Below are 20211 nucleotides of genomic sequence, written 5' to 3' on the forward strand. Positions count from 1 at the left end.
GTTCGAGCTATGCCCCACCGCCGGCTGGACCTGGGTCCTCAGACCGGGATCACCAACCGCGCTCAGCGAGCCGGTGCGGCTGAGGGATCTCGTCGACGTTGATGCCGACCATGGCCTCGCCGAGACCGCGCGAGACCTTCGCGACGACGTCGGGGTCGTCGTAGAACGTCGTGGCCTTGACGATGGCCTCGGCCCGCTCGGCCGGGTTGCCGGACTTGAAGATGCCGGAGCCGACGAAGACGCCCTCGGCGCCGAGCTGCATCATCATCGCGGCGTCGGCCGGGGTGGCGATGCCGCCGGCGGTGAAGAGCACGACCGGGAGCTTGCCGGTCGCGGCGATCTCCTTGACCAGGTCGTACGGCGCCGACAGCTCCTTCGCGGCGACGTAGAGCTCATCGGGGCTGAGCGCGCCGAGCCGGCGGATCTCCTTGCGGATCGTGCGCATGTGGGTGACGGCGTTGGAGACGTCGCCGGTGCCGGCCTCGCCCTTGGAGCGGATCATCGCCGCGCCCTCGGTGATGCGCCGCAGCGCCTCACCCAGGTTGGTCGCGCCGCACACGAACGGCACGGTGAAGTCCCACTTGTCGATGTGGTTCTCGTAGTCGGCCGGCGTCAGCACCTCGGACTCGTCGATGTAGTCCACACCGAGCGACTGCAGGACCTGGGCCTCCGCGAAGTGGCCGATGCGGGCCTTGGCCATCACCGGGATCGAGACGGCCTCGATGATGCCGTCGATCATGTCGGGGTCGCTCATCCGGGAGACGCCGCCCTGCGCACGGATGTCGGCGGGGACCCGCTCGAGCGCCATCACGGCGACCGCGCCGGCGTCCTCGGCGATCTTCGCCTGCTCGGGAGTGACGACGTCCATGATGACGCCACCCTTCAGCATCTCCGCCATCCCCCGCTTCACGGGAGTGGTGCCGGTGTGCTGCTGGTTCGCCTCGTCCGGGGAAGTGCTCGCTGCCATGACCGAAATGCTAGGCCGCTCTCGGGCATGAGCCGTCATCGGCGGCCACCGCGAGACGAGGCTTTACCGAGCGAGGGCGGCGCACACGTCCGCGACCGCCGTCGGCACACCGGTCACCGACCACACGACACCCGCGGCCGAGACCTGCCGTCCCACGCCGCCGACGCCGAGGACGAGACCCAGACCGGGCAGCCGATCCCACGGCGGCACGGAGTGCTGGCAGGACACGTGGAGCCGGCCCTGCGCGACGGCGGTGAGGTCCATGGAGCCCGAGCCGAGCATCCGCAGCGTCGCCGCACCGGACGCCACCTGGCTGAACGCGTCACCGACCGGATCGCCGAAGAAGGGCGGATGGAGGTACGTCGTCAGGCACGACTCACCCAGCGGCCGGTCCTCGAGCGTGGGCAGGCGCTCGCCGTTGCGGGTGGTCGGAACGTCCGGACCGCCGACGTACAGCACGTCGTCGTGGGGGTGGTAGACGGCGCCGAGAACCACCCTCTCCTCCTCGCCCTCCCCCTCGGTGAGCGCGAGCGCGGAGCACCACCAGGTGAGGCCGCTGACGAAGTTGTAGGTGCCGTCGACCGGGTCGATGACCCAACGCCGCCCGCTCGCACCCTCCCGCGCGGCGCCCTCCTCGCCGAGGACGGCGTCGTCGGGACGCTCGCGCCCGAGGCGGTCGACGACGAGCCGCTCCGCGGCGCGGTCGGCCGCGGTGACGAGGTCGGAGACCGAGGACTTCTGCTCCGCCGCGATGCCGCCGCGACGCATCTCGAGCGCCAGCCGCCCCGCGTCGCGGACCAGCGCGCCCGCGAGGCGTACGTCGTCGGTCAGCGTCGGGCGAGCCGTGGTCACACCGCGGCCCGGCTCTCCGCGAGCGCCTGCTGGCGGACCACCCAGATGCGCTGGCCGACCGTGATCGTCGAGGCGACGGCCAGCGCCCACAAGGTCAGGTAGATCAGCCAGTCGACGTCGAAGATGCCGGCGAAGCCCGTCATCACCAGGATGGAGACCAGCCGGTCGGACCGTTCCGCGATCCCGACCTTGGCCTGGAAGCCGAGACCTTCCGCGCGCGCTCGGGCGTACGACGTCACCGACCCCATCACGAGACACACGACCGCGAGCCAGGTGTAGAGCCGGCTGTCGCCCGGACCGGCGAAGTAGAGCGCCAGCCCGCCGAAGATCGCGCCGTCGCCGATCCGGTCCAGCGTCGAGTCGAGGAACGCCCCGAACTTGCTGGTCGTGCCCGTCAGCCGCGACATGTGGCCGTCGATGAGGTCGCTGAAGACGAAGCAGGTGATGAAGATCGTGCCGCCCAGGCGGTGCCCCTGGGGGTAGAACGCGAGCGCGCCGACGCAGACGCCGACGGTGCCCACGAGGGTCACGGCGTCGGCGCTCACGTGCAGCTTGATCAGCAGGTGGGCGACGGGCGAGAGGACCTTCGTCCAGAAGGCGCGGAATCGTTCGAGCATGGCGGCAGCAGGCTACCGGTCCCGGCCGCGGGCGCACGGATCGGTGCCGCGCGGCGGGTTCAGCACAGGGCGCCCACGCGCTGCGGGTCCTCGAGCACGGCCTCGAAGGCCAGCTCCGCGGCGCCGACCAGGCTCGAGTCCTGCCCGAGCCGGGCGGCGACCACCGTGACGTCGGCGGGCGGCGAGAGCAGCACGCTGCGTCGTACGGCCTGCTCGACCCGGGCCGACGCGCTCTCCCACAGCTGCGCCAGGCTCCCGCCGAGGACGATCACCTCGGGGTTGAAGATGTTGATGATCGACCGCAGCCCGACGCCGACCCAGCTCGCCACCTCGGCGACGGCCTCGGCGGCGCGGACCTCCCCCGCCTCGGCGGAGGCGATGACCTCGGCGACGGCTTCGGGCCCGCCGCCGGGCAGGCGTCCGGCGAGGGTGAGCAGCCGGTTCTCGCCGACCTTCATCTCCCAGCAGCCGACCCCACCGCAGCGACAGGTGGGCCCGCTGCCGTCGACCTGCAGGTGGCCGACCTCGCCGGCGTACCCGCCGACGCCCTCGAGCAGCGTGCCGCCGACGAGGAACCCACCGCCGATGCCGACGCTGGCCGAGAGGTACGCCGCATGGTCGTGTCCCACGGCCGCGCCGCGCAGGTGCTCGGCGACGGCGCCCAGGTTGGCGTCGTTGCCGCTGCGGACCGGCAGCTCGAGCCGCTTCGCGAGGAGCTCGGTGAAGGGCTCCTCATGCCACCCGAGGTTGGGGGCGAACTGGACCAGGCCGTCACCCGCCCTGACGGCGCCCGGGACCGAGACCCCCACCCCGAGGTAGCGCTCCGGCGCGTCCTGCTCGAGGATCTGCCCCACCATCTGTGCGATCGTCTCGACGACGTGGTTGACGTCGTGCCTGCCGCGCTGGTGGCGCCGCACCCGCCGGTCGAGGACCGTGCCGCCGAGCCCCACGAGTGCCACCGCGACCCGGTCGACCCCGAGGTCGACCGCCACCACGGCGTTCTCGGCCCGCGGCTCCACCAGGTGGGAGGGCCGCCCGCGGCCCTCGCGGGCGGCCACCCGCTCCCGCACGAGGCCGAGCCCCATCAGCTCGTTGGTGAGGCCCCCGACCGTGCTGCGGTTGAGGCCGAGGAGCCGGGTCAGCTCCGACCGCGTCAGCGGCCCGCGCTCGTGGACGGCACGCAGCACCGCACGGAGGTTGCCCCGGCGCAGCTCCTCGGTCCCCCCGCCGACCGCGGGCGCCGCCGTCGCGGACGCCATCAGACGTGCCCGGTCGCACTCGCTCGCTTGCGGCTGAGAGCGTCGACGCTCGCCGCGAAGAGCAGCACCAGCCCGGTGACGACCCAGACCCTGCCCTGGGACTGGTTGAGCAGCCCCATGCCGTTCTGGATGACGGCGACCACGGTGCCGCCGATCAGCGCGTCCACGACGCGCCCCTTGCCGCCGAAGAGGCTGGTGCCACCGATGACGGCCGCGCCCACGGCGAAGAGCAGTGTGGTGTCGCCACCGGTGTTCGGGTTCACCGAGTTCGTCCGGCTCGCGATGAGGATGCCCGCGATCGCCGCGATCGTGGAGGAGACCATGAAGCAGCTCAGCTTGATCCAGGCGACGTTGATGCCGGCCCGGCGCGCCGCCTCGGCGTTGCCACCGACGGCGTACACGTGACGGCCCCAGGCCGTCCGGCTCAGGGCGAAGCCCAGGACCAGGAGCAGGCCCACGATGATCAGCAACGAGTAGGGCACGCCCTTGAGCGAGTTGAGCGCCGGGTTGCGGCTGCGCTCCTTCGACAGGTAGGCCACGACCGCGATCACGACCACGGCCACCACGCCGCTCTTGACGGCCCAGACCGCCAGCGACTGCGCGGTCAGTCCCTTCGCGCGGCGGCGGGTCATGGTGAGGAAGCCGAGGCCGGCGTACGCCACCACCAGCGCGATGCCGAGGACCCATCCGAGCCAGACCGGCATGCTGTCGTTGTTGAGGGCGTTCACGAACTTGTCCTGGTAGGGGATCGTCCCGCCCTCGCCGATGATCAGCAGCAGCACACCCTGGAAGCCGAGGAAGCACGCGAGCGTCACGACGAACGACGGGATGCCGAGCCGCGCCACGAGCAGGCCGATCCCCCAGCCGATGACCGCACCGGTCAGCAGCCCCGCGATCAGCGACGGGACCAGTGGCCAGTCGTGCTTGGTGAGGACGACGCCGAGGACCGCGGCCGACGTACCACCCGAGTAGCCCGCCGACAGGTCGATCTCCCCGAGCAGCAGCACGAACACCAGGCCCATGGCGAGCACGGTGACACCGGCCGACTGACCGATCAGGTTGGCGAAGTTGAACGAGTTCGTGAACGTGTGTGGCCGCAGGATCGAGAAGACGACGACGAGCGCGACCAGCCCGAGGACGGCGGGCAGCGAGCCGACGTCGCCGCCACGGACGCGGGCGAGGTACGCCGAGAACGCCTGCCCGAGCGAGTCGGACTGCTGCGGTGGCGGCGGCTGCTCCTGCGGCGCCGCGGGCTTGGTCATGGTGGCACTCATGACGCGCTCCCTTCGTCGGAGCCGGGGACGCGACCGGTGGTGATCGCCTGGACGACCCGCTCCCGGTCGGTGTCCGCGACCCGGATCTGGCCGACCATCTGACCGAGGTAGAGCACGGCGACCTCGTCGGCGACCTCGAAGACGTCGTTGAGGTTGTGGCTGATGAGGACGACGCCCAGGCCGCGGTCGGCGAGGCGGCGGACCAGCTTGAGGACCTGCTCGGTCTGCGCGACGCCGAGCGCCGCGGTCGGCTCGTCGAGGATGACGACCTTGGAGTTCCACAGCACCGCACGCGCGATGGCGACGGTCTGCCGTTGGCCGCCCGAGAGCGACGCGACGGGGGTGCGCACGGACTTGAGCGTGCGAACCGAGAGGCCGTCGAGGGTCTCCCGCGCCTGCTGCTCCATGGTGTCCTCGTCCATGACGCCGCGGCGAACGATCTCGCGGCCCAGGAACATGTTGTGGACGACGTCGAGGTTGTCGCAGAGCGCGAGGTCCTGGTAGACGACCTCGATCCCGAGCTCGTTGGCGTCCTTCGGTCCGTGGACCTTCACGGGCCGTCCTTCGAAGAGGTACTCACCCTCGTCGAAGGAGTGGATGCCCGCGATGCCCTTGATCAGCGTGCTCTTGCCGGCGCCGTTGTCGCCGACGAGGGCGGTCACGGCACCGGGGCGTACGACGAGGTCGACGCCGCGCAGGACGTGCACGGCTCCGAAGCTCTTCTGCATGCCGCGCAGCTCCAGCAGGGGCGCGGCGAGATGGTCGGGCCCGGTCTTCTCGGGCGCTTCGACGGTCACGAGGACCCTCCCTAGGGATGTGGGGACGTGCGGGACCGGTGGCCCGTCCACGTGGGGCGGGCCACCGGCGGGGCCGGCTACCTCAAGCCGTACTTCGTGCAGAGCTTGGCCACGGCGCCCTTGCAGACCTGCGAGGCGTCCGCCTGCTTGTCCTGGACGACCTGCTTGGCGTTGTCCTTGGTGACCCACACCGGCGTCGCGAGGACGGACGGGATCTCCTTCTTGAGCTTCGTGTCCTCCACCTTGCCCGTCGCGAGCTTGTCGGCCGCGGCCTTGTCGCCCTTGATCAGGTCGATCGCCAGGTCCGAGGCGGCCTTCGCCTCCAGCGTGGTGTTCTTGTAGACCGTGCCGCACTGGTAGCCCTGCAGGATGTTCTGCAGACCCTCGGTGCCGGCGTCCTGCCCGGTGACCGGGATCTTGCCGGCCTGACCATCGGCCTTGAGGCGCGCGATGATGCCGCCGGCCATCGTGTCGTTGGCGGAGATGATGCCGTCGATCTTGCCGTTGTTCTGCGTGTACATCTGGTCGAAGACCTGACCCGCCGTGGTGGCGTCCCAGTTCCCGGACTGGTCACCCACCAGGTGGTAGTCGCCCGAGCTCAGCTTCGGCTTGAGCGCCTGGGCATAGCCCTGCTTGAACAGCGCCGAGTTGTTGTCGGTGGCGGCACCGTCGACATAGACGATGTTGGCGCTCTTCTTGCCCATGTCGGTCAGGCACTGCTGCAGGCCCTGACCCATGAGCTCGCCGACCTTCACGTTGTCGAAGGAGACATAGTAGGAAGCGCCGCCGCCGAGGGTGAGTCGGTCGTAGTCGATGCTCTGGACACCGGCGTCGGCCGCCTTCTTCAGGCAGGCTCCGCCCGATTCGGAGTCGAGGTTGGTGATCATGATGACCTTGACGCCCTCGTTGATCATCGTGTCGCACAGCTCACCGAACTTGGCGGTGCTGCCGCCCGCGTTCTGGATGTCGGCCTTGAGCCCGGCCGCCTGGAACGCCTTCTGCAGGTTGGGTCGGTCCTGACCCTCCCAGCGAGGCGATGTCGTCGCGTCCGGCAGGATCACGCCGACGTCGGCCGAGGAGCTGCTGCCCCCGCCGCCTCCCCCGCTTCCGCCATTGTCACTGCTTCCACACGCAGCCAGCGACCCGAGCGCCAGCAGCCCCGCCGCGGTCAGCGACGCGACGCCAAGAGTTCTGCGCCTGTCCATACTTCTCGACCTCCATTGCTCGAGCATGTGTGACTGCCGTCACAGATATGTTGCGGACCACAACTTAGTGATCAGCGTCACCTCGAGCAAGGCCTCCCGCGAAGTTCCCCAATTTGGGCCGCTGGGGACTGCGCCGTCCCGGTCGGGCGCCTCCCGCGGACACGCCAGCACCCGCGCGCCGAGGGGCATGCGGGTGCTCGGGAACGAGGAGCGTGCGGCTCTCAGCCCCAGGCGTCAGCGAGCAGCGCGCGGGTGTCGGTGAGGAGCTGCGGGAGGGTCTTGGTGTTGCCGATGATCGGCATGAAGTTCTGGTCCCCCACCCACCGCGGGACGACGTGCTGGTGCAGGTGGGCCGCAATGCCGGCGCCGCCCGCCTCGCCCTGGTTCATCCCGATGTTGAACCCCGAGGCCTGCGAGACCTCGCCGAGCACGGCCACTGCCCGCTTCGTGAGCACCGCGATCTCCGCAGCCTCATCCTCGGTCGTCTCGACATAGCCGGCGATGTGGCGGTAGGGACAGACCATCACGTGGCCGGGGGCGTACGGATAGAGGTTGAGCACGACGTACGCCAACTCGCCGCGGTGAACGATGAGGCCGGTCTCGTCGTCGAGCGTCGGGACGCGGCAGAACGGGCACTCCCGCGCGGACGCGTCGACCGGCTTGTTCTCGCCGCGGATGTAGGCCATGCGGTACGGCGTCCACAGCCGGTCCAGCGCGTCGGCCTCGCCCACGCCGTCCTGTCGCAGCACGCTCACGTCCTCGGTCACGCGGGCCAGACTAACGAGCCCTCGTCCGACATCGGCACGGCGCCCGTCAGGGCGTCGTGGTGAGCCGCTCGGGCTCGAGCAGCTCGACGACGGGCATCGTCGGGTCGATCGAGAGGCCGAAGGTCCGGGCGTGGCCGTCGACGACGAACCAGACGGACTGGGCGACCAGCTTCTCCAGCGCGTCGGCAGACAGCTGCCGGTCGCTGCTCGTGAGCCACCGGCGTACGACGCCGAACACCGCGCCCACCAGGCCGAAGACGAGCGGATCCAACGCCCTGGCGTCCTCCTCGGAGAGCGTCCCGCCGAGCACCAGCATGCCCGCCGCGACGACCTGCGAGACCTCGGTCGCGATGCGCTCCATCCCCTCGCGCAGCGGTCCGTCGACCGCACCGTCGGGATCATGGTCGGCGGCGAGGTGGAGCGCCGGGTGGGCGACCGCCCAGCCGACGTAGGTCCCCACGATGCGGCGGATGATCTGCGGGACGGTGCCGTCGAGGCTCATCGCCGGGTGCAGCTCGCGCCACAGGCTCTCGATGATGCTCTGCTGGACGGCGCGGTCCAGATCGGCGCGATCCTCGAAGTGGCGATAGATCACGGTCCGGGAGATGCCGGCGTGGGCCGCGATCTGCTGCACCTTGACGTCGGCGCCCGGCTCGTTCTCCTCGATCGCGGCCATCGCGGCATCGATGATCTGCTGGCGTCGGGTCTCGTTGTGCTTGTCCCAGCGCGCCTGACGGCCATCGCTCCTCGTCGCCGCCATGGGTCAGTCCCGTCCTCCGCGCAGCCGCGCATAGCGCGGCCCACGCGCGGTCGCGGCGACGCGGAGCATCTCGTCGACGTCGACGAGCTTGACCCGCGGCCGCCCGGCCGCGGCGCCGCGGCGCTTCTCCTCCGCATCGATCGCCTGCCAGCCGGCCAGGTCGACCATCGCCGGCTGGCGTCCACGGATGATCGCCGCGACGCTGCTCGCGTCACCGACGGGCTCGGGGATGACGCCGCTGTCGAGATCGTCGAGCAGCTGGTCGACGCTCTCCTCGGCATCGGTCTTGTTGGTGCCGATGAACCCCGTCGGACCACGCTTGACCCAGCCGGCGACGTAGACGCCGGGCACGACCCGGCCCCGGTCGTTCGGCACGGTGCCGGTGGCGGCGTCGTACGGCAGGTCGGCGACCGGCAGCCCCTTGTAGCCGATCGCGCGCAGCAGCAGACCGGTCTCCAGCAGCTCCGTCTCGCCCGTGGGCACCGCGCGAGTGACACCCCGATCATCGGTCTGGAGCCGGTTGCGGCCGACCTCGACCGCGCGGACCCGGCCGTGGTCGCCGGCGACCACGGCGGTCGGCGAGGCGAGGAACCGCAGGACGATCGTGCGCTTGGCGGGGTCGACCGGGCGGCCGTGGAGCTCCCTGAGGAGCCGCGACTTCACCGAGTCGGCGGCGAACGCCTCCTCGGCCGGCAGGTCGCCGGTGTCGACCACGACGTTGATCCCGGTGTGGCCGGCGAGGCCGACCAGCTCGGGCACCGTGAACGCCGCCTCCGCGGGACCGCGGCGTCCGAGCACGACCACCTCGCGGACGTTGCTGTCGCGCAGCGCCGCGAGCGGACCGTCGGAGACGTCCGTGCGCGACAGCAGCTCCGGGTCCTCGGCGAGGATCCGCGCACAGTCGAGGGCGACGTTGCCGTTGCCGACGATGACGACGCGCCCGGCAGGGTTCGACGCGGCGTCGATCCGGACGTCGAGGTCCTGCTTGTCGGGGTGGCCGTTGTACCACCCCACGAAGTCGGTGGCCGAGAGCGAACCCGGCTGGTCGTCGCCCGGGACGCCGAGCGGCCGGTCGCTCGCGGCTCCGACCGTGTAGAGCACGGCGTGGTAGCGCGCGGTCAGCTCGGCATGGGAGATGTCCTTGCCGACCTCGACCCCCAGGAAGTAGCGGAAGCCCGGCTGGCTCTCGATCTGGCTGAAGAGGTTCTCGACCTGCTTGGTGTGCTGGTGGTCGGGCGCCACGCCGGCACGCACGAGGCCGTACGGCGTCGGCAGCCGGTCGAAGACATCGACCGTGATCTCGGGGTGCTTGAGCAGCTCGTCGGCGGCGTAGAGCCCCGCCGGCCCGGCACCCACCACCGCCACCCGAAACGGGCCGGTGCGTGTGAGCCGGCGTTGCGGGTGGACTAGCGCCAGCGGCGTCCGATCACGGTGCGGGAAGACCTGGAAGTACTCCGCGTTGAGCGCGAGGAACGGCTCCTGGGCGGGCGTCAGCGTGGTGTGCGGGACGATCGCGTCCGCCGGGCAGGCGGTGGCGCAGGCGCCGCAGTCGACACAGGACGCGGCGTCGACGTACAGCATCTCGGCCTCGCCGAACCCGGGCTCGCCGGGGGCCGGGTGGATGCAGTTGACCGGACACGCCACGACGCACGAGGCGTCGGCGCAACAGGATTGGGTGACGACGTGGGGCACGGCTGACCGTTCTTGCTCGAGAGGCCGCAGCCTCGGGAGTCCGGAGTTGTCTCAGTGAGCGGCAGAGGCCGGCTCGCTGCGGAAGCGGGCCGGGCGGCCGTCGATCTTCATGGCCTTCCAGATCTGCTTCGTGACGCGGTTCCGCAGGCCGAGGTTGTCGGCGAGCATGCGCACATCGGAGAAGAGGTCGCGCAGCATCTTGCGGGACTCCGGCGACTCCCACCAGATCTCCTTGGCGACCTCGTCCGGGATGCCCATGTCGGCGAGCGCCTTCCTGCTCGGCTTCATGATCACGTCGCAGAGCCAGCGCATGATCACCGGGTAGAGCGCCGCCAGGAGCTGCTTCTTCACCGGGTTGAGCTCGGGCACGTGGTGCTCGAGGAACTGGTGGGCGAAGCCGATGTGGCGCGCCTCCTCGGCGATGTGGATCTGCATGACGCGGTCCATCAGCGGATGCATGCCACCGGCGCGCATGACGTTCTTCTGGAGGTGGTCGATCGGCTCCTCGCCGGCAAGGATCCCGACGAAGAACGCCTCGGGGAACCAAGCCCCGGCGGTCGCCAGCAGCGGAATCAGCGTCTTGAAGTACGCCGACGAGCCGGTCGCGTCCGGGCAGACGCGGTTCACCAGCTCCTGGAACATCTGGGTGTGGTGGGTCTCCTCGGTCACCTCATGGGTGGCGTAGCGGAACTCCGGGTTGTCGTTGCGGCTCCAGAGCAGGTACTGCATGACGCCGCTGATCAAGAGCTGCTCGAACTGCAGCCCGACCTTGGCGACCATCGCCATGCGGTACATCCCGATCTCGATCTGGCGCTCCTTGGGAAGCGCCTTGTACCACGGGTGGGCGCCGATCTCGTCCGCGTCGGAGAGGATCCAACGCTCGTCGTTCGGGACGACGGCGAACTCCGGCGACTCCCAGTCGATGTCCTTGAAGGCGTCGAAGTGCTGGTCCACCGAGGCCTGCGACAGCGTGCGGAGCGTGTCGTAGTAGCCCTGCCTGCCCTGCGCCTGGTGAGCGCCGGGGGCGACGGCCTTGTCGTGCTTCTCCTGCTGGACTGCAGTCATGTCGAGCACCTCTTCAGCATCGAGTTCAGCGTTGAACGAACGAGGACGTGACCCAGGTTACGCAGACTCGTGTCCCGTAAACAAGAGTACGCGCGACATGGAGTCACATTTATCTTTCATCCACCTCCTGGCCGGTGCGTGCCGGGGCTGAAATGCACGACGACCCGGAGCCGCCCGGCTCCGGGTCGTCGCGTCGCGTGGCGCTGCTAGACCTGCTCGTGCGACTCCACGGCCGCCACGACGCGTGCGATCGCGTCCTCGATCGGCACACCGTTGTCCTGCCGGCCGTCGCGGTAGCGGAACGAGACCGCCCCCTTCTCGGCGTCCTCGCCGCCGGCGATCAGCATGAACGGCACCTTCTGCAGCTGCGCGTTGCGGATCTTCTTCTGCATCCGGTCGTCGGAGTCGTCGACCTCGACGCGGATGCCGGCCCTCTTCAGCCGGTCAGCGACGTCGTAGAGGTAGTCCGTGAAGGCGTCGGCGACCGGGATCGCCTGCACCTGGACGGGAGCGAGCCACGGAGGGAACGCGCCGGCGTAGTGCTCCACCAGGACGCCGAAGAACCGCTCGATCGAGCCGAACTTCGCCGAGTGGATCATGACCGGCTGCTGCCGGGAACCGTCGGCGGCGGCGTACTCCAGACCGAAGCCGGCGGGCTGGTTGAAGTCGTACTGGACCGTGCCCATCTGCCACGTGCGGCCGATGGCGTCCTTGGCCTGGACGGAGATCTTCGGGCCGTAGAAGGCCGCACCGCCCGGGTCGGGAACCAGCTCGAGGCCGGTCTCCTTGCCGACCTGCTCGAGGATCGCGGTCGCGGTCGCCCAGTCCTCGTCGCTGCCGACGAACTTCTCCTTGTTGGTGTCGTCGCGGGTCGAGAGCTCGAGATAGAAGTCGTCCAGACCGAAGTCCTGCAGCACACTCAGCATGAAGTTGAGGAGGTGCTTGACCTCCTCCGGCGCCTGCTCCTTCGTGCAGTAGGAGTGGCTGTCGTCCTGGGCGAAGCCACGCACGCGCGTCAGCCCGTGGATCACGCCCGACTTCTCGTAGCGGTAGACGTGCCCGAACTCGAAGAGCCGCAGCGGCAGCTCGCGGTAGGAGCGGCCCCGGCTCTTGAAGATCAGGTTGTGCATCGGGCAGTTCATCGCCTTGAGCTGGTAGTTCGCGCCCTCGAACTCCATCGGCGGGAACATCGTGTCGGCGTAATAGGGCAGGTGGCCCGAGGTGTGGAAGAGGCCGTCCTTGGTGATGTGGGGCGTGCCGACGTAGGAGAAGCCCTCCTCGATGTGGCGCCGACGGACGTAGTCCTCCATCTCCCGCTTGATCACCCCACCCTTGGGATGGAAGACCGGGAGGCCGGACCCGATCTCGTCGGGGAAGCTGAACAGGTCCAGCTCGCGGCCGAGCTTGCGGTGGTCGCGGCGCTCGGCCTCCTCGAGCCGGTGGAGATGCTCCTCAAGCGCCTCCTTGGTCTCCCACGCGGTGCCGTAGATGCGCTGGAGCTGCTTGTTCTTCTCGTCGCCGCGCCAGTACGCCGCCGCCGACCGCATCAGCTTGAACGCCGGGATGCGCTTCGTGGTGGGCAGGTGAGGGCCGCGGCAGAGGTCCTTCCACGCCGTCTCGCCCTTGCGGTCGAGGTTGTCGTAGATCGTCAGCTCACCGGCGCCGACCTCGACGTTCGCGCCCTCGGCGGCGCCCTCCGCGTGGCCGGAGCCCTTGAGGCCGATCAGCTCGATCTTGTAGGGCTCGTCCTGGAGCTCCTCGATCGCCTCCGCGTCGGTGACGACGCGCCGGGAGAAGCGCTGGTTCTCCTTGATGATCTTGCGCATCCGGGACTCGATCTTGACCAGGTCCTCGGGCACGAACGGGGTCTCGACGTCGAAGTCGTAGTAGAAGCCGTCCTGCACCGGCGGGCCGATCCCGAGCCTCGCCTCTGGGAACAGCTCCTGCACCGCCTGGGCCATCACGTGGGCAGTCGAGTGCCGCAGGATGTCGCGACCGTCCGCGGAGTCGATCGCGACGCCCTCGACCTCGTCGCCGTCCTGCAGCTCGTAGGCGAGGTCCTTCAGGCGGCCGTTGACCCGCCCGGCGATGATCGCCGGCTCGTCCTTGAACAGCTCCCAGGCCTTCGTGCCCGTCGTGACCGTCCGCTCCTCACGCCCTGACGCGGTGAGTACGACGATCTTCAGCTCGGACACGGTTGCTCCTGTGGTCGGGTCGGATGCCGCCGAACGGCGGTCGCTCGATCGTATCCGGAGCGTCGGGGCCGGCGCTCATCGGTGAGCCGCGCCGCGCGGTCACCGTGAAGCGAGTCGTGGCGAACCGCAGCCGCTGGTTCGCCGTACGCACGATCTCGAAGCCGAAGCCCACCTGGCCCACCGTCGTGCGCGTGGGAAGCAGGCCGCGCCGGACGAGCGTGCGGAGGGGCTTGAGCAGGCCCAGCGTGCCATGCGCGAGCCGGCGCCCCGGGACCAGCGCGATGTAGGAGTGCCCGGAGCCAGTCCAGATCTGCCACCGGACGTGGTTGAACCACAGGTGACCGGCACGGCGCCCGTACGGCACCTGGCGGTGGTTGTCGGTCCAGATCATGACCTCGTTGCTGTTGTTGTCGGCCACGCCGTTGAGCCAGAGGTCGTACGCCGCGTCGTAGATGCCCCGTCCAGGCGTCCGCGCCGCCCAGGAGGTGCGCAGGACGTGGAACGACGAGAGCCGCGGCTCGTGCCCGGTCGCCCAGTTGTGGAAGTCGCGGTGCGTGTTGGGGTAGCTCTTCACGGCGGTGTCGGTCGGGTTCGCGACCTTCGCGTCGACCGTCCACCGCGCCCGGCTGCACACCCGCAGGTGCTGCGACATGCGGTAGCCCGACGCGTTCCACATGTCGTTGTCGACCGTGTAGGCCCCTCGGCTCCACATGCCGTGGTGGGCCCAGGTCGCATAGACCGGATGCGGACAGGCGGGTGTCGTCGCCGTCGCGGGCGAAGGCCGGGCCACGAGCGCCAGCAGCGGCACGAGGAGGAGGATGGCGAGCGGCGCAGCCGCCGCCGTCGTACGACGCAAGAGCCTGGTCGAGAGCACCGCCCCACCCTCCTGTCTGTCGAACGCGCCCACCATCCCCAGAATTGGGTATCCGACGGCGCCGTCGTCATGCCGCCATCACACCCGTCGGCGGCAGGACCCATGACACGGATCACCCAGGAAGCCGGATAGATCGAGCGGTCCCCGACGTTCAACCCCCAGGAGTCGCCCGGCCCGACCGCTGCGTCTCCCGCTGTGCCGGAACCCACCCCGTGCGCGTTCCCGCCGCAAAGCAACTGTCTCCGTGCACGAGGAACTCCCCCGCTTGTCTTCACCGTTCAACACGCCCCTCCGCTTCGCCATCGCCGCGCCCGCCCGGGCGATCTCCCTGTCCGCCGCCATCGCCATCGCTGCGACCCTCGTCGTGGCGGTCCACCGGCACGACCACTCCCCGGAGGCGACCGCGAGCGGCGCGCGCCCACCCGTCGCCGCGAACGCACCCGTGCGACGCGAGCTCGCCGTGTCCCGCTCCTGGGATCGCCTGGACAACCAGGAACGCGTACGGCACGCCGCGCCGGCGCGCACGCACGCGGCCGGGCCGCCCGCGAGGTCTCGACCGCCCCTCCGGAAGGCTCCTCACCCGCGGCTCCCGGTCGCTCCCAGCGACGCCGCGCAGACCGTCGCCGCGGCGATGAGCTCGACCGTCAACGTGCCGGGACAGTGTCTGGCGTGGTCGCGTGAGCAGGCGGGGATCCCGTCGAAGTACGCCGACGCGACCAGCGCCTGGGACCACGCGACCGGGCGGCACCCCGACTCCGCGGACCCGCCGCGCGGCGCCGCCGTCTATTGGACCGGCGGCAGCAGCGGACACGGGCACATCGCCATCTCGCTGGGCGACGGGCAGGTCCGCTCCTCCGACGCCGGCGGCACCGGCCAGGTCGCGACCGTCTCGATCCGCCATCTCAGCCTCGAGTGGAACCTGCAGTACGCCGGGTGGGCGAACTCGATCAACGGCTACACGATCCCCGGGGTCGCCGCCGCCTGACCGGTGGACGGTGTCTGCATCCGCCGGGACGTCGCTGTATCTTCACCCGAAGTGAGGCGCGTCACCAGGAGGTAGGTGTGGCGGCGAAGTCGGATCTCCCTGCGACGACGAGTCGATACCTGCGCTTCGGCCACCCCGGAGCGTTCAGCTCGGCCGTCAGCGCGATGTATCGCCCCGTCGTCTTCGAGTCCGCGCCGCGCGGGCGGTTCTCCGGGACGATCGGGGCCTACCAGGTCGAGGACCTGTTGGTGACCCACGTGGACGCGACGACGCACGAGTTCCGGCACGAGGGCAGCGGTCCCGCACCCGACGCGGATCCGGTCAAGGTCTTCGTGCCGGTCGAAGGAGTGGCGGTCCTGCGGCAGCGGGAGCAGGAGGTCGCTCTCCGGCCCGGAACACTCGGCCTGGTCGACACGGCGCAGACCTACTGGATCCACGGCGACCACGGGTTCGACTGCCTCATCCTGATGCTCCCGCGCAACGCACTCGGCCTGGAACCCGACGCGATCGCGGAGCTCGCCGCCGCCCGTCTCGGCGCGGGCTCCCTCGAAGGCGTGGTCGTGCCGTACCTCTCGGGCCTGGCGCGGAACCTCGACGTGCTCGCCGGCGCCAGTGGACGCCGCGTCGCCCACACGACCGTCGAGCTGCTGTCCACACTGCTCCACGCCGAGCTCGGTCCCCGCCTCTCCGTCACGGGGGCGCAGCGGGCCGACCTGCGGCAACGAGCGCACGCGTACGTGCGGGAGCACCTCGACGACCGCACGCTCTCCCCGAGCACCATCGCGGCGGCTCTCCACGTCTCCCCGCGCTACGTGCAGAGCCTGTTCAGCGAGACCGGAACGACGGTGACCGGCTTCGTCCGGGCCCAACGCCTCGACGCGTCCCGACGCGACCTCGCCGACCCCCTGCTCGCCCACATCGGCATCGCCGACGTCGCCGCGCGGTGGGGCTTCGCCGACGGGCCACACTTCACCCGGGCGTTCAAGCAGGCCTTCGGCATGACGCCGAGCCAGTACCGCCGGGCCGCGGGCGCCGTCGCTGCCCACTGACGTCCTGGGCGTCAGGCGCCGTACGCGACGGCCACTGTGCGCGCTCGTGCAAGGTGTTGTGCGGCGTCGTTCAAGCCCTCCGCACGAGACCGTTGCCAGCATGTGAGAGCCGTCACACCGATGGCTCTGACTTGCGGAGGTTTCCCCGATGAGCGTTCACCAGCTCAGCGCCCTGCTCGCCGCGGCCGCCGAGGCCGGCGGCTCGGTCCCCAACTTCTCCGACCCGCCCCAGAAGGCGCGGGCGGACTTCGCCGCGTTCCTCGGCGGCCTGCCGGTCCCGGACGGGATCGCCGTCGAGGCCCGCGAGGTCGCCGGCGTCCCTGGGCTGCAGGTGACCCCCGTGAACGGCTCCGACCGGGTCGCGGCCCTCTATCTCCACGGCGGGGCGTACGTCGCCGGCGACCCGCAGGGCTACCTCGGGATCATCGGCGGGATCGCCAAGGCGAGCGGCTTCGCGGTCTTCGCCCCCGACTACACGCTCGCGCCGGCGAAGCGCTTCCCCGGTGCGGTCGACGAGGCGCTCGCGGTCTACCGCGTCCTGGCCGAGGAGGTGGGTGCCGACCGGCTCACCGTCGTCGGCGACTCCGCGGGCGGCGGCCTCGCGCTCGCACTCCTCGTGGCGGCCCGCTCCGCCGGCGTACCGCAACCGGCTGCTGCGGTGCTCCTCTCGCCGTGGGCGGACCTGACCTGCTCGGGCGAGTCCGCGTCGGGGCGCGCCGACCGGGACCCGCTGCTCTCCCGCCAGCAGCTGCTCGACGCGGCCGCGGTCTACCTCGACGGGGCCGACCCGCGCGACCCGCTCGCCTCACCGGCCCTCGGCGACCTCTCCGGGCTGGCGCCGATCACGGTCCACGTCGGCACCGAGGAGGTGCTCTACGACGACGCCGTCCGCGTCGCGGACGCCTCCGGCGGGACGCTGCGCGCCTGGGACGGCATGGTCCACGACTGGGCCCTCTTCTGGTTCGCCGTCGACGAGAGCGCCGAGGTCCTCGCTGAGGTCGGCGCGACGGTGGCGTCCGCGACGTCCATCAAGGAGACGATCTGACATGAGCACGACGACCATCCCCGAGCAGCGCGACGTGATCATCATCGGCGCCGGCATCGCGGGCCTCTACATGCTGCACACCTGCCGCACGCTCGGCCTCGACGCCGTCGTCCTCGAACGCGGCGACGGCGTGGGCGGCACGTGGTACTGGAACCGCTACCCGGGCGCCCGCTGCGACGTCGAGAGCCTCGACTACTCCTACTCCTTCGACGACGACCTCCAGCAGGAGTGGCGCTGGGCCGAGAAGTACGCCACGCAGCCGGAGATCCTGGCCTATCTGGACCACGTCGCCGACCGCTTCGACCTGCGCCGCGACATCCGACTCGCCGCGAACGTCGTCAGCGCGGAGTTCGACGAGCGCACCGAAGGCTGGACGGTCGACACCGAGGACGGCCGGCGGTTCACGGCGACGTACGTCGTCGCGGCCACCGGCGTGCTCTCCCAGCCGAAGGTCCCGAGCTTCCCGGGGCAGGACGACTTCCGCGGCACGGTCCTCGTGAGCTCGCAGTGGCCGAGCGACGGGTTCGACTTCACCGGCAAGCGGGTCGCCGTCATCGGCGCCGGCTCGACCGGCATCCAGATCACTCCCCTGGTCGCCGAGCAGGCCGAGCAGGTCTTCGTCATGCAGCGCACGCCGAGCTACTCGATCCCGGCGTACAACCGGCTCCTCACCGACGAGGAGTTCGCCGCGGCCGTCGCGGAGTATCCCGAGCGTCGCCGGACCGCCCGCACCACGTTGCTCGGCGTCGACACCCGCAACCCGAACGTCTCCACCTTCGAGCTCCCGGAGGCCGAGGTGCGGGCGGCGTACCAGCGCAACTTCGACTACGGCGGCCCGATGAAGCTGCTCACGACCTTCAACGACCCGATCGTCGACCAGCGGGCCAACGACGTCGCGGCGGCGTTCCTGGCCGAGCGCATCCGCGAGCGGGTTGGCGACCCGGAGCTCGCCGAGCGGCTCATCCCCGACTACCCGGTCGGCTCGCGGCGCCTCTGCGTCGACACCGACTACTACGAGACGCTGCGTCGCGACGACGTCGCGCTCGTCGACCTGCGCGAGGCGCCGATCGTCACGTTCACCGAGAGCGGGATCCGGACGGCCGACGCGGAGTACGCCGTCGACGTGATCGTCCTGGCGACCGGGTTCGACGCCATCACCGGAGCGCTGCGTGCCATCGACCCCCGCGGCAGGTACGGCGCCTCGCTGCGCCGCAAGTGGGATGAGTACCCCGCCAGCTACCTCGGTGTCATGGTCGCCGGCTTCCCGAACCTCTTCACCATCACCGGGCCACTGAGCCCGTCGGTGAACAGCAACATGTTCGTCGCCATCGAGCAGCACGTGGAGTTCATCGCCCGCCTGCTCGAGCACGCGGTCGACCGTGGTCATGCCCTCGTCGAGGCCACCGTCAAGGCCGAGGAGGGCTGGATCGCTCACGCCGCCGAGGTGGCGAACATGACGGTGTTTCCGCTGGCCGACTCCTGGTACACCGGCGCGAACATCGCCGGCAAGGCGAGCGCGGTCATGCCCTACCTCGGCGGGATCGGCGGCTACCAGCAGGTGATCGACGAGATCGCCGACGACGACTTCCGCGGCTTCAAGGTCTCCGAGCGAGCCCTCGCCTCCGCCTGACCAACCCCTCGATCCACAGGAGAACCGATGAGCATCCAGATCCGAGCCAGCGTCGTCGAGAAGGTCGGCGCACCGTTCACCTACACCGACCTCGAGCTCGACGAGCCCGGCGCCGGCGAGATCCTCGTCCGCATCGTCGCGTCCGGCGTGTGCCACACCGACGCCAACACCCGCAGCGGGGACATGCCGCTCCCCCTGCCCGGGGTGCTCGGTCACGAGGGCGCCGGCATCGTGGAGGCTGTGGGCCCCGGCGTCACCTCCCCCAAGGTCGGCGACCACGTCGTCCTCGGCTGGCCCTACTGCGGCGAGTGCAAGAACTGCCTCGAGGGCGAGCCGCGCTACTGCCTCAGCATCGGCCCGGCGCTCGTCGCCGGGGTCCGGTTCACCGGCGAGAAGACCGGCACCAGCGGCTACCGCCGCCTCGATGGCTCGTCGGTCTCCGGCCACTTCTTCGGCCAGTCCTCCTTCGCCACCCACTCCCTCGCCCTGGCGCGCCAGGCTGTCGTCATCCCCGAGGACGTGCCGCTCGAGATCGCCGGTCCGCTCGCCTGCGGCATCGCCACCGGCGCAGGCGCGGTGCTCAACACCGCCCGTCCCCAGGTCGGCGCGAGCATCGTGGTGTACGGCGCCGGCGCGGTCGGCCTCGCGGCGATCATGGCCGCGACGAACACGCCGGCCACCACGATCGTCGCCGTCGACGTCCACGAGTCCCGTCTCGACCTGGCCGCGAAGTACGGCGCGACCCACGTCGTCAACGCCTCCTCGACCTCCGACGTCGTCGCCGCCGTGCAGGAGATCCTCGGCGGCACCGCCGACTTCGCACTCGACTGCACCGGGGTCATCCCGGTCGTCGAACAGGCCATCGACACCGTCGGCATGCTCGGCACCGCGATCCTCATCGGCGGTGCCCCGGCCGAGGCCACCTTCACCGCCGACCACTTCCGCACCCTCTTCGGCAAGCGGATCGTGGGCACGCTCGGCGGCAGCGGACGCTCCGAGCGACTCATACCGGCGCTCCTCGACCTGTGGCGCCAGGGCCGCTTCCCCTTCGACGAGCTCATCGAGGCCTTCGACTTCGAGGACATCGAGGGCGCCCTCGAGGCCAGCCACCGCGGCGACGTCATCAAGCCCGTCGTCCGCATGCCCGAGCCCGCCGGCCACTGACCGACCCTGACACG

General features: G+C 70.6%; 18 protein-coding genes. 5 read left to right on the top strand and 13 right to left on the bottom strand.

The window, feature by feature from the left end; genetic code table 11:
• Nucleotides 1-49: 49 nt before the first annotated feature.
• The 13 genes from pdxS to AB3X52_RS08620 all read right to left on the bottom strand — a co-directional run bounded on the left by pdxS (nt 50) and on the right by AB3X52_RS08620 (nt 14324).
• Entirely contained in the window at nt 50-967 is a 918-nt protein-coding gene (pdxS, locus tag AB3X52_RS08560; RefSeq protein WP_367993273.1) for a pyridoxal 5'-phosphate synthase lyase subunit PdxS, read from the bottom strand.
• A gap of 63 nt (nt 968-1030) precedes the next feature.
• A complete protein-coding gene (locus tag AB3X52_RS08565) occupies nt 1031-1819 on the bottom strand; it encodes an inositol monophosphatase family protein (protein WP_367993275.1) in 789 nt (262 codons plus the stop codon).
• Nucleotides 1816-2436 (bottom strand): phosphatidylinositol phosphate synthase, encoded by a 621-nt coding sequence (gene pgsA / locus AB3X52_RS08570; RefSeq protein ID WP_367993277.1) that lies wholly within the window; start codon nt 2434-2436, stop codon nt 1816-1818. The genes AB3X52_RS08565 and pgsA overlap by 4 nt, the downstream gene beginning before the upstream one ends.
• A gap of 59 nt (nt 2437-2495) precedes the next feature.
• Complete coding sequence (locus AB3X52_RS08575) at nt 2496-3695, bottom strand: ROK family protein (RefSeq protein WP_367993279.1); 1200 nt, start codon at nt 3693-3695, stop codon at nt 2496-2498.
• On the bottom strand, nt 3695-4969 hold the full coding sequence (locus tag AB3X52_RS08580; protein ID WP_367993281.1) for a sugar ABC transporter permease: 1275 nt from the start codon (nt 4967-4969) through the stop codon (nt 3695-3697). The genes AB3X52_RS08575 and AB3X52_RS08580 overlap by 1 nt, the downstream gene beginning before the upstream one ends.
• Nucleotides 4966-5766, bottom strand: coding sequence for an ATP-binding cassette domain-containing protein (locus tag AB3X52_RS08585; RefSeq protein ID WP_367993282.1), 801 nt, complete (start codon nt 5764-5766; stop codon nt 4966-4968). The genes AB3X52_RS08580 and AB3X52_RS08585 overlap by 4 nt, the downstream gene beginning before the upstream one ends.
• Before the next feature lie 77 nt (nt 5767-5843).
• Nucleotides 5844-6971, bottom strand: coding sequence for a sugar ABC transporter substrate-binding protein (locus tag AB3X52_RS08590; RefSeq protein WP_367993284.1), 1128 nt, complete (start codon nt 6969-6971; stop codon nt 5844-5846).
• 221 nt (nt 6972-7192) lie between these two features.
• Nucleotides 7193-7738, bottom strand: coding sequence for an HIT family protein (locus tag AB3X52_RS08595; RefSeq protein WP_367993286.1), 546 nt, complete (start codon nt 7736-7738; stop codon nt 7193-7195).
• Nucleotides 7739-7784: 46 nt separating this feature from the next.
• Nucleotides 7785-8498, bottom strand: a complete 714-nt coding sequence (locus tag AB3X52_RS08600; protein WP_367993288.1) for a TetR/AcrR family transcriptional regulator — start codon at nt 8496-8498, stop codon at nt 7785-7787.
• Between the two features lie 3 nt (nt 8499-8501).
• Complete coding sequence (locus tag AB3X52_RS08605; RefSeq protein WP_367993290.1) at nt 8502-10190, bottom strand: FAD-dependent oxidoreductase; 1689 nt, start codon at nt 10188-10190, stop codon at nt 8502-8504.
• Between the two features lie 51 nt (nt 10191-10241).
• Nucleotides 10242-11255, bottom strand: a complete 1014-nt coding sequence (locus tag AB3X52_RS08610) for an AurF N-oxygenase family protein (RefSeq protein WP_367993292.1) — start codon at nt 11253-11255, stop codon at nt 10242-10244.
• A gap of 206 nt (nt 11256-11461) precedes the next feature.
• Nucleotides 11462-13450, bottom strand: a complete 1989-nt coding sequence (thrS, locus tag AB3X52_RS08615; RefSeq protein ID WP_367993294.1) for a threonine--tRNA ligase — start codon at nt 13448-13450, stop codon at nt 11462-11464.
• Nucleotides 13407-14324 (bottom strand): GH12 family glycosyl hydrolase domain-containing protein, encoded by a 918-nt coding sequence (locus tag AB3X52_RS08620; protein WP_367993296.1) that lies wholly within the window; start codon nt 14322-14324, stop codon nt 13407-13409. Before AB3X52_RS08620 ends, thrS begins: the two co-directional genes overlap by 44 nt.
• A 265-nt stretch (nt 14325-14589) precedes the next feature.
• On the opposite strand from AB3X52_RS08620, the gene AB3X52_RS08625 reads away from it, so the two are divergent.
• The 5 genes from AB3X52_RS08625 to AB3X52_RS08645 all read left to right on the top strand — a co-directional run bounded on the left by AB3X52_RS08625 (nt 14590) and on the right by AB3X52_RS08645 (nt 20197).
• Nucleotides 14590-15309: a hypothetical protein gene (locus tag AB3X52_RS08625; RefSeq protein ID WP_367993298.1), complete on the top strand. Its 720-nt coding sequence runs from the start codon at nt 14590-14592 to the stop codon at nt 15307-15309.
• Between the two features lie 77 nt (nt 15310-15386).
• Nucleotides 15387-16358 carry an AraC family transcriptional regulator gene (locus AB3X52_RS08630; protein ID WP_367993300.1) on the top strand — a complete coding sequence of 324 codons (972 nt, stop codon included), beginning with the start codon at nt 15387-15389 and terminating at the stop codon, nt 16356-16358.
• Nucleotides 16359-16506: 148 nt separating this feature from the next.
• Complete coding sequence (locus tag AB3X52_RS08635) at nt 16507-17403, top strand: alpha/beta hydrolase fold domain-containing protein (RefSeq protein ID WP_367993302.1); 897 nt, start codon at nt 16507-16509, stop codon at nt 17401-17403.
• Between the two features lies 1 nt (nt 17404).
• A complete protein-coding gene (locus tag AB3X52_RS08640) occupies nt 17405-19033 on the top strand; it encodes a flavin-containing monooxygenase (protein WP_367993304.1) in 1629 nt (542 codons plus the stop codon).
• A gap of 27 nt (nt 19034-19060) precedes the next feature.
• On the top strand, nt 19061-20197 hold the full coding sequence (locus AB3X52_RS08645) for an NAD(P)-dependent alcohol dehydrogenase (RefSeq protein WP_367993306.1): 1137 nt from the start codon (nt 19061-19063) through the stop codon (nt 20195-20197).
• Nucleotides 20198-20211 lie beyond the last annotated feature (14 nt).

Origin of the sequence: Nocardioides eburneus (genome assembly GCF_040838215.1) — a bacterium.
Classification (GTDB): domain Bacteria; phylum Actinomycetota; class Actinomycetes; order Propionibacteriales; family Nocardioidaceae; genus Nocardioides; species Nocardioides eburneus.

Bases quoted from the DNA above. Each gene is read 5' to 3' on its own strand.
- pdxS (WP_367993273.1), bottom strand. From the start codon at position 967: ATGGCAGCGAGCACTTCCCCGGACGAGGCGAACCAGCAGCACACCGGC.
- pgsA (WP_367993277.1), bottom strand. From the start codon at position 2,436: ATGCTCGAACGATTCCGCGCCTTCTGGACGAAGGTCCTCTCGCCCGTC.
- AB3X52_RS08575 (WP_367993279.1), bottom strand. From the start codon at position 3,695: ATGGCGTCCGCGACGGCGGCGCCCGCGGTCGGCGGGGGGACCGAGGAG.
- AB3X52_RS08580 (WP_367993281.1), bottom strand. From the start codon at position 4,969: ATGAGTGCCACCATGACCAAGCCCGCGGCGCCGCAGGAGCAGCCGCCG.
- AB3X52_RS08590 (WP_367993284.1), bottom strand. From the start codon at position 6,971: ATGGACAGGCGCAGAACTCTTGGCGTCGCGTCGCTGACCGCGGCGGGG.
- AB3X52_RS08600 (WP_367993288.1), bottom strand. From the start codon at position 8,498: ATGGCGGCGACGAGGAGCGATGGCCGTCAGGCGCGCTGGGACAAGCAC.
- AB3X52_RS08610 (WP_367993292.1), bottom strand. From the start codon at position 11,255: ATGACTGCAGTCCAGCAGGAGAAGCACGACAAGGCCGTCGCCCCCGGC.
- AB3X52_RS08635 (WP_367993302.1), top strand. From the start codon at position 16,507: ATGAGCGTTCACCAGCTCAGCGCCCTGCTCGCCGCGGCCGCCGAGGCC.
- AB3X52_RS08640 (WP_367993304.1), top strand. From the start codon at position 17,405: ATGAGCACGACGACCATCCCCGAGCAGCGCGACGTGATCATCATCGGC.
- AB3X52_RS08645 (WP_367993306.1), top strand. From the start codon at position 19,061: ATGAGCATCCAGATCCGAGCCAGCGTCGTCGAGAAGGTCGGCGCACCG.